We start from the raw sequence: 9,097 nt of genomic DNA, 5'->3' as shown, positions 1-9,097 counted from the left end.
GGTCACGACCCGGCTGGCGTCGGCGGCGTCCGCCGCGGAGGTCCGCGCGATCCTCGGGGTCGCTGCGTCCGGGGCCGCGGGGGCGGAGTCGTCCGGGGCCGCGGGGGCCGCGGGGGCGGAGTCGTCCGGGGCCGCGGGGGCCGCGGAGGCCGACTCGTGAAGATCGTGACGATCTGCGGTGCGGGCATCGGGTCGAGCGGGATCCTCAAGGTGAACGCCGAGAAGGCCCTGGCGACGCTCGGACTCAGCGCGTCCGTCGTCGCCGCCGACGTGGCGTCCGTCCGGTCGGTGGCCGAGGACGCCAACGTGATCCTGACGAGCCAGGAGTTCGTCGAGGCGATCGGCGACACCTACGCCGAGGTCATCGTGATCCGGAACCACTTCGACCAGGGCGAGATCACGGCGGCGGTGGACCGGGCACTCGGGGAGCACTGAGCGGCGCTGGGCTCGCTGTGTGCGGGCGCGCGCGTGTGTGCACGCTCGCCGTGTGCGGGCGCGCGCGTGTGCGCGCCCGGCGTCCTGTCGGCGCGCCCTAGGATCGGGGCATGAGCACGGACAACCCGCTGAACGACCCCGCCGCCGACCCGTTCGAGGTCGCACGCGCCGCCGCCGACGTCATCGCGTCGAAGTCGGGGATCGAGCGGCACGACATCGCCCTCACCCTCGGATCCGGATGGGGCAAGGCCGCCGACATCATCGGTGAGACGGTCTCCGAGATCCCCGCAGCCGAGGTCCCGGGCTTCAGCGCCTCGGCCGTGCCCGGGCACTCCGGCACGGTGCGCTCGATCGCGCTGCCCGACGGACGGCACGCGCTCGTCATCGGCGCCCGGACGCACTACTACGAGGGCCACGGCGTCCGTCGCGTCGTGCACAGCGTCCGCACCGCCGCGGCAGCCGGGGCCTCGGTGATGATCCTCACGAACGGCGCCGGCGGCATCAAGGAGCACTGGACGCCCGGCACTCCCGTGCTCATCAGCGACCACATCAACCTGACCGCCGACAGCCCGCTCGAGGGCGCGACGTTCGTCGACCTGACCGACCTCTATTCGTCGCGGCTGCGTGCCGTCGCCCGCGGTGTCGACCCGTCGCTGGACGAGGGCGTGTACACGCAGTTCCGCGGGCCGCACTACGAGACCCCGGCCGAGGTGCAGATGGCCAAGGCGATCGGCGGTCACATCGTCGGCATGTCGACGGCGCTCGAGGCGATCGCGGCACGGCAGGCCGGGATGGAGGTCCTCGGGTTCTCCCTCATCACGAACCTCGCCGCGGGCATCCAGAAGACCCCGCTCTCGCACGCCGAGGTGCTCGAGGCCGGTCGTGAGGCCGAGCCCCGCATCGCGGACCTGCTCGCCCGTGTCGTGGCGGCGATCGGCTCGTCGTCCGACGCCACGGACGGTCCGGCGCTGTGAAGCTCGACGTCGACGGAGTCGTCGCCACCGCACGTGCCTGGTCCGCCCAGGACCCCGACGAGCAGACCCGCGCCGAGCTCGACGCCGCCATCGAGGCCGCGGCAAGCGGTGACGGTCCTGCCGTGCAGGAACTCGCGGACCGCTTCGCGGGGCGCCTCGCCTTCGGGACCGCCGGTCTCCGGGCCGAACTCGGCTACGGGCCGCTGCGGATGAACCGCGTGGTCGTGTCGCAGGCCGCCGCCGGGCTCGCACGGTTCCTCGTCGACACCGGCCGATCGCGGAGCGTCGTCATCGGCTACGACGGCCGCGTGAACTCCGACGTCTTCGCCCGCGACTCCGCCGAGGTCATGCGTGGCCTCGGGCTCGAGGTGACGCTGCTGCCGTCCGCGCTGCCGACACCCGTGCTGGCGTTCGCGGTGCGGCACCTCGGGGTCGGCGCCGGCGTCATGGTGACGGCCAGCCACAACCCGCCGCGGGACAACGGGTACAAGGTGTACCTCGGCGAGGACGACGAGGGCTCCCAGATCGTGCCGCCGGTCGACGGCACGATCGCTGCGGCCATCGACGCGGTCGCGGCGGGGTCCATCACCGACCTGGCCCGCGGGACCGACTACACGGTCGCTGACGACGCGCTCCTCGAGGCGTACGTCGCCGCCACGGCGGCGACGGTGCCCGCGGCCGGGCTCCCGGTCGACCAGCAGCCGAAGGTGGTCTACACGGCCATGCACGGTGTCGGGTGGGAGACCGCTCGCGCCGTCTTCCTGCGCGCCGGGTTCGCGGAACCGACCACGGTCCCGGAGCAGATCGACCCCGACGGCGCCTTCCCGACCGTCTCCTTCCCGAACCCCGAGGAGCCGGGCGCGATGGACCTCGCGATCGCGCGGGGGACCGCGATCGACGCCGACCTCGTCATCGCGAACGACCCGGACGCCGACCGGCTCGCGCTGGCGATCCCGGACGGTTCCGGATCCTTCCGCCGACTGTCGGGGAACGAGGTCGGGTGGCTCCTCGGCTGGCAGGCGGCCGCCCGGGCTTCGTCGGACGGGCGGGGTGGCACCCTCGCTGCGTCGATCGTCTCGTCGCCGGCGCTCGCCCGCGTCGCCGAGCGCCACGGTCTGGCCTACCGGGACACGCTGACCGGCTTCAAGTGGGTCTCGCGGGTCCCCGAGCTGGTCTTCGGGTACGAGGAAGCCCTGGGCTACCTGGTCGACCCGGACGTCGTCCGCGACAAGGACGGCATCTCCGCCGCGGTGGCGTTGCTCGACCTCGCGACGACGCTCGCCGCGTCGGGGCAGACCGTCGCCGACCGGCTGGACGCCTTCGCCGCGGAGTTCGGGGCGTTCGCGTCCGGGCAGGTGGCGACACGCGTCGACGACCTGTCGCGGATCGGCACGATCATGGCGGCGCTCCGTTCGGACCCGCCGGCGTCGCTCGGTCCCGTCGCCGTGCGGTCCGTGACCGACTACGCGGAGGGCGTGGACGGGTTCCCGCCGTCGGACATCCTCCGGTACGACCTCGAGGGCGACGCCCGCGTGATCGTGCGGCCGAGCGGCACCGAGCCGAAGGTGAAGGTCTACATCGACACCGTCGCCGCGACGCCGAGCGAGGCCCGGGCGCTCGTCGACGCCCTCGCCGACGCCGTGCGCCCCCTCGTGTCGTAGGCCACCGGCGCGTTCCCGGCGCCCGCTCGGACGTTCCCGGCGCCCGCTTGCACGCTCCTGGCGCCCGCTCGCACAACCAAAGTCCCCTCGAACCGCGGATCGCCACGGTTCGAGGGGACTTTGGTTGTGCGGCGGTGAGCCGCGCCGTCCTCCACGCCGCGTTCGCGCGGGGCTGTTCTCCACAGAGGACCACGACACGAACCGATCCCGCCCGTCATCGTCGACCGTGGGCGCATGACTCGACTCACCATCATCCGCGGCGGCAGTGCAGACCCGACCGGTACGCGCGGCCGCTCCTTCCGGGACGCTGCCGATCAGGGATCGCTCGTCCGCCTGACCCCGGGACGCTTCGTGGACGCGACGGAGTGGCGACGCGCTACGCCGGGTGAACGGCACATCGCGCGCATCAAGGCTGTCCACGATCGGATCGCGCCGCGGCTCGTCGTCGCACATGCGTCGGCTGCTGCGCTCCACGGGCTGCCCTGGCACGGCGAGTTCCCCGACGTGGTCGAGGTGATCGACCCCGAGCGATCGACGACGCAGTCGCTGACGCACGTGCGCAAGCGGCCCGGACGAGGCAGGCGGCTCCGGACGCAGTACATGATCGCGAACGGGCGCCGGGTGACGGACCTGACCAGCACCGTCGCCGATCTCGCGATCTCCTTCGAGCTCCGGCTGTCCGTGCCGGCGCTCGACGTCGCGCTCGCCGCGGGTTGCGTGCTGGCCGACGTCCGAACCGAGATCGAGGCGCGTGGAGCCGTGCACGGTCGACACCGTGCGGCGGTCGCGCTGGAACTCGCTGACGGCGCGAGCGGGTCACCGGGGGAGTCGGTCGCTCGGGTCGCCCTCGACGAGGTCGGCGCTCCCCGGCCCGTACTCCAGCGTGCGTTCCACGACGACGCCGGGTTCATCGGCAGGGTCGACTTCTGGTTCCCCGAGCAGGGGGTCGTCCTGGAGTTCGACGGCAGGACGAAGTACGTCGATCCGGCACTCCGGCGACCCGGCATGTCCGCCGCGACGTCGTCGTGACGGAGAAGCGCCGAGAGGACCGACTCCGGCGGGCACCGGGAGGTACGCGGCTTCGGACGGTTCGGATGGGACGAGGCGAACGACCTCGACGCGCTCCGGGCGTCCTCCGCGCTGTCGGGGTCCCCACCGCACCCCGGTCGTTCCGTCATGTTCGCTGAGTCGGACCCGGCGCACTTCGGCGCCGCACAACCAAAGTCACCTCGAACCACGGCGAGGCGTGGTTCGAGGTGACTTTGGTTGTGCGGGAGCCCGGCGCGCCGCGCCGAGCCGCGAGCCGCGCCGCGCCCCGCCGCGCGCGCCTACGCCAGCTCGAGCAGCACGTGCCCGGACGAGATCGTCTGGCCGACGGGGGCGTTCAGCGCCTTGACCACGCCGTCGCGGGTGGCCTGCACGGGCTGCTCCATCTTCATGGCCTCGAGGACGACGAGCAGATCGCCCTTCACCACGGTGTCACCCTCGGCGACCGCGACCTTGACCACGGTGGCCTGCATCGGCGACGTGACCGATCCCGACGAGGCGAGCCCGCCACGAACGCCGGACGACCGACGCTTCGGAGGAGCGGAGGGCCCGGCCGGACGTCGACCGGCAGCAGCGCCACCGCCGACGATCGACGGCATGGTGACCTCGATGCGCTTGCCCTGCACCTCGACGACGACCGTGTCGCGGGACGCCGGAGCGGGCAGCTCCTCGGTCGCGCCGCTCCACGCCGGGATGTCGTTGACGAAGTCCGTCTCGATCCACTGCGTGTAGACGCTGAACGGCTCGTCGTCGGACGTGGCGAACGCCGGGTCCGACACGACAGCGCGGTGGAACGGCAGCACGGTCGGCAGGCCGGTGACCTCGAACTCGGCGAGGGCACGGCGCGACCGCTCCAGAGCCTCGGCGCGCGTGGCACCGGTGACGATGAGCTTCGCGAGCATCGAGTCGAACGAACCCGAGACCACGTCGCCGGACACGACGCCCGAGTCGACGCGGACGCCGGGGCCGGACGGGGCGTTGAACGCGTGCACGGGGCCCGGCGCCGGGAAGAAGTTGCGCCCGGCGTCCTCGCCGTTGATGCGGAACTCGAAGGAGTGTCCGCGCGGCTCAGGGTCGTCGTAGTCGAGCACGCCGCCCTCCGCGATGCGGAACTGCTCGCGGACGAGGTCGATGCCGGTGACCTCCTCGGAGACGCAGTGTTCGACCTGCAGGCGCGTGTTCACCTCGAGGAAGGACACGGTGCCGTCGGCCCCGATGAGGAACTCGCACGTGCCGGCGCCGACGTACCCGACCTCGCGGAGGATCGCCTTCGACGACTCGTACAGGCGCTCCTTCTGGGAGTCCGTCAGGTACGGCGCCGGAGCCTCTTCCACCAGCTTCTGGTGTCGACGCTGCAGCGAGCAGTCGCGCGTGGAGACGATGACGACGTTGCCGTGCTCGTCCGCGAGGCACTGGGTCTCGACGTGCCGGGGCTTGTCGAGGTACTTCTCGACGAAGCACTCCCCACGACCGAAGGCCGCGATGGCTTCGCGGGTCGCCGACTCGAACTGCGCGGCGACCTCGTCGCGCGTCCGGGCGACCTTCAGGCCGCGGCCACCGCCGCCGAATGCCGCCTTGATGGCGACCGGCAGACCGACCTCGTCGGCGAACGCGATGACCTCGGCGGCGTCCTCGACCGGCTCGATCGTGCCGGGGGCGAGCGGCGCGCCGACCTTCTCGGCCACGTGGCGTGCGGACACCTTGTCACCGAGCTGCTCGATGGACTCCGGCGAGGGGCCGATCCAGGTCAGCCCGGCGTCGATGACGGCACGGGCGAAGTCGGCGTTCTCGGCGAGGAACCCGTACCCCGGGTGCACGGCGTCCGCGCCGGAGCGGCGGGCGACCGAGATGATCTTGTCGATGACGAGGTAGGTCTCGGCGCTCGTGGTGCCGTTCAGCGCGTACGCCTCGTCGGCGAGGCGGGCGTGGAGGGCGTCACGGTCCTGGTCGGCGTAGACGGCGACCGATGCCTTGCCTGCGTCGCGGGCCGCGCGGATGATGCGGACGGCGATCTCGCCGCGGTTCGCGATGAGGACCTTGCTGATACGGGGCATGGTAAGCCAGCGTATTCGTGCGGCGGCGGCCCGAATTGACTGGCACCCACAAAGAACCGACGGGAAGAAGTGTGGATGTCTACATCGACCACAGGTCGTGCCAGGTCGCGCCGAACCCGCGGAGGAGCATCGAGCGCAGCACCGGCAGCGACAGACCGACGACGGCCGAGGGCGCGCCGTCGATCCGCGTGATGTACGCCGCCGCACGGCCGTCGATCGTGAAGGCCCCGGCGACCTCGAGCGGTTCGCCGCTGGCGACGTAGGCGTCGATCTCGTCGTCGGACACGTCGTCGGCGAAGGTGAGCACCGCGCTGTCCACGGCGACGACGCGGTCGCCGTCGGCGACCATCGCGGACCCGCCGGGCGTGACCTCCGCGATCAGGCCGTCCCCGGCGGTGGAGGTGGGCACCTGACGGCCGGGAGGCACGGTGCCGGCCCGCCCCGCGCCTCCCGGCCGGTGGGCGGTACCGTCACCGGTCCCGGGACGGTCCGCACGCCGGTCCAGCACGCAGTGGCCGCTCCACAGGGTGCCGCCCCCGACGGCGAGCATCTGCCGCCACCGTTCCCGTGCGACCTCGGGGTCGTGGGGCTTGCCGTAGAGGGTGCCGTCGACCTCGAAGGCGGAGTCGCCGCCGAACACGAACCCGTCCACCCCGCGTCCGGCGACCTCCGCGTCGGCGACGGCCGACGCCTTCGCGACGGCGAGCAGCGACACGAGCTCCGGTCCGGTCAGCCGCCGGCCGAGCGTCGCCTCGTGTGCGGCGACCGCGGCGTCCTCGTCGACCCCGGGGGCGACGAGCACGGGCTCGATGCCGGTCTGGGCGAGCAGGGCACGACGGGCGGGGGAGGTACTCGCGAGGTACAGACGCATGGGAACATCGAACCATGGGTGAATCCGTCGGAACGCTGCTCGAACTCGACGTCACCGGGATCGCCCACGGCGGCATCTCGGTGGCACGGCACGAGGGACGCGTGGTGTTCGTCTCGGACGCGATCCCGGGCGAACGCGTCACCGCGCGGGTGACCGAGGACCGCAAGAAGTCGTTCTGGCGCGCGGACACCGTCTCGGTGCAGCAGCCGAGCGAGCACCGCGTCGACCACGTCTGGCCCGAGGCCGGCCTCGACCGCGACCCGGCGATCCGCGCCGGCGGGGCCGAGTTCGGCCACATCGCGCTGTCGCACCAGCGCACGCTGAAGCACGACGTGCTGGTCGACGCGTTCGCCCGGTTCGCGCGGACGGACCTCGCCGACGTCCTCGGCCGTGACGTCGTGGTCGAGGCGGTGCCGGGCGACGACGCGGCGAACGGCCTCGGCTGGCGCACGCGCGTCCGGCTGCACGTCGACGCCGACGGCACCCCCGGACCGTTCGCCGCCCGCTCGCACACCGTCGTCCCGGTGACCGCCCTGCCCCTCGCGAGCGCCGTCGTGCAGGAGAACGCCCCCCTCGGCCGTGGCGCCATGCCCGGCGCGTCCGTCGTGGACGTGCTGGCCCCGAGCGGGTCCGAGGGCGCGCGACTCGTCATCGACGAGCAGAAGCCGACCGTCGTCACCGAGACCGTGGGGGAGCGGACCTTCGCCGTCGACGACAACGGCTTCTGGCAGGTGCACCGACAGGCCCCGGCCGTGCTCACCGCCGCCGTGCAGGACCTCGTCGACCCCGACCGGCTCGACCCGGAGGGGCAGCACCTCGACCTCTACGGCGGTGTGGGCCTGCTCGCCGCGGCCCTCGGCGACCTGGTCGGCCCCCGTGCGAAGGTGACGAGCGTCGAGGGGTCCGAGCGGGCGACCGAGCACGCGCAGGAGAACCTCGCCGAGTGGATCGGTGCCCGCGCGGAGACGGGCCGCGTGGACCGCTGGCTCGCCCGGACGGCCGCCGGTGCCTCGCCGCACGAACGCGCCCGCTTCCGTGCCGGCACCGTCGTCCTCGACCCGCCCCGTTCCGGCGCCGGCCGCGAGGTCGTCGTGCAGATCGCCGCGCTGCAGCCCGCACAGGTCGTCTACGTGGCGTGCGACCCCGTCGCGCTCGCCCGTGACGTCGCGACGTTCGCGGACCTCGGCTACCGGCTCGAGGCGCTCCGCGCGTTCGACCTCTTCCCGCACACGCACCACATGGAGGCGGTCGCGCGACTGGTCCCCGCCGCCTGACACCGGACGTCACGTCGGCGCGTCACGTCATCAGCGCCGCCGGACCTGGGTCCGACCTGGGTATCCTTGGCCGATGATGCGTTCCGGTATCAGGGACCGGAGTGCGCATCGGAACGAGAGGCCACCGTGGCAGCAGCAACGACACCCACTTCCCACGCGACGGACGTCCAGACCACGCCGGTCCGCGTCGCGATCGTCGACGACCACGAGTCGGTCCGGCTCGGCATCCAGGCCGCGTGCCAGAACGAGGGCTTCGAGGTCGTCCTCACCGCCGCGAGCGTCCCGGAGTACATCCGTGAACTCGGCGACCGCGAGGTCGACGTCGTCGTGCTCGACCTGTCGCTCGGCGACGGCTCGACCGTGACCGAGAACGTCAAGGGTGTGCAGGGCACCGGGTCGGCCGTGCTCGTGCACTCCATCGCCGACCGGGTGGCGAACGTGCGTGAGGCGCTGGCTGCAGGGGCAGCCGGGGTCATCCCGAAGTCCTCCGCGACGAAGACCGTGATGGCCGCCGTCGCCACCGTCGCACGTGGCGACGTGCTCAACAACCTCGAGTGGGCGAGCGCCATCGACGCGGACCGCGACTTCGCGAAGGCCCAGCTCGGTCGTCGTGAGCGCGAGATCCTGCACCTCTACGCGTCCGGGCTGCCGCTCAAGCTCGCCGCCCAGCAGCTCGGCATCGGGTACTCCACCGCCCGCGAGTACCTCGACCGCATCCGCGTGAAGTACGTCGAGGTCGGACGACCCGCGCCGACCAAGGTCGACCTCCTCCGCGTGCCGT

8 protein-coding genes are annotated in these 9,097 nt (G+C 72.7%); 6 read left to right on the top strand and 2 right to left on the bottom strand.

Features of this window, described 5'->3' with window-relative positions; translation table 11 throughout:
- Positions 1 to 156 precede the first annotated feature (156 nt).
- The 4 genes from I59_RS03350 (at position 157) to I59_RS20585 (ending at position 4,099) form a co-directional block, all read left to right on the top strand.
- Positions 157 to 435: a PTS sugar transporter subunit IIB gene (locus tag I59_RS03350; protein WP_022902668.1), complete on the top strand. Its 279-nt coding sequence runs from the start codon at positions 157 to 159 to the stop codon at positions 433 to 435.
- A 110-nt stretch (positions 436 to 545) separates the two neighbouring features.
- Positions 546 to 1,409 carry a purine-nucleoside phosphorylase gene (locus tag I59_RS03345; protein WP_022902667.1) on the top strand — a complete coding sequence of 288 codons (864 nt, stop codon included), beginning with the start codon at positions 546 to 548 and terminating at the stop codon, positions 1,407 to 1,409.
- On the top strand, positions 1,406 to 3,070 hold the full coding sequence (locus I59_RS03340) for a phospho-sugar mutase (protein ID WP_022902666.1): 1,665 nt from the start codon (positions 1,406 to 1,408) through the stop codon (positions 3,068 to 3,070). The genes I59_RS03345 and I59_RS03340 overlap by 4 nt, the downstream gene beginning before the upstream one ends.
- A gap of 234 nt (positions 3,071 to 3,304) precedes the next feature.
- Positions 3,305 to 4,099, top strand: coding sequence for a hypothetical protein (locus I59_RS20585; RefSeq protein ID WP_049976517.1), 795 nt, complete (start codon positions 3,305 to 3,307; stop codon positions 4,097 to 4,099).
- Positions 4,100 to 4,398: 299 nt separating this feature from the next.
- Here I59_RS20585 and I59_RS03330 read toward each other — a convergent pair whose 3' ends face one another.
- Together I59_RS03330 and I59_RS19035 are read right to left on the bottom strand one after the other, a co-directional pair.
- Positions 4,399 to 6,171 (bottom strand): biotin carboxylase N-terminal domain-containing protein, encoded by a 1,773-nt coding sequence (locus tag I59_RS03330; protein WP_022902665.1) that lies wholly within the window; start codon positions 6,169 to 6,171, stop codon positions 4,399 to 4,401.
- A gap of 79 nt (positions 6,172 to 6,250) precedes the next feature.
- Positions 6,251 to 7,042, bottom strand: a complete 792-nt coding sequence (locus I59_RS19035; RefSeq protein ID WP_022902664.1) for a nucleoside triphosphate pyrophosphatase — start codon at positions 7,040 to 7,042, stop codon at positions 6,251 to 6,253.
- A 14-nt stretch (positions 7,043 to 7,056) separates the two neighbouring features.
- Between I59_RS19035 and I59_RS03315 the strand changes: the two genes are divergently transcribed.
- Complete coding sequence (locus tag I59_RS03315) at positions 7,057 to 8,316, top strand: class I SAM-dependent RNA methyltransferase (protein WP_022902663.1); 1,260 nt, start codon at positions 7,057 to 7,059, stop codon at positions 8,314 to 8,316.
- Positions 8,317 to 8,442: 126 nt separating this feature from the next.
- The coding region (locus I59_RS03310) for a response regulator transcription factor (protein ID WP_022902662.1) at positions 8,443 to 9,097 on the top strand (655 nt) is incomplete at its 3' end.

The organism is Curtobacterium sp. B8, from assembly GCF_000333315.1.
In the GTDB taxonomy this organism is placed as follows: Bacteria; Actinomycetota; Actinomycetes; order Actinomycetales; family Microbacteriaceae; genus Curtobacterium; species Curtobacterium luteum.
The sequence above is the reverse complement of the archived record's forward strand: the minus strand, read 5'-3'. Positions and strand labels throughout refer to the sequence as shown.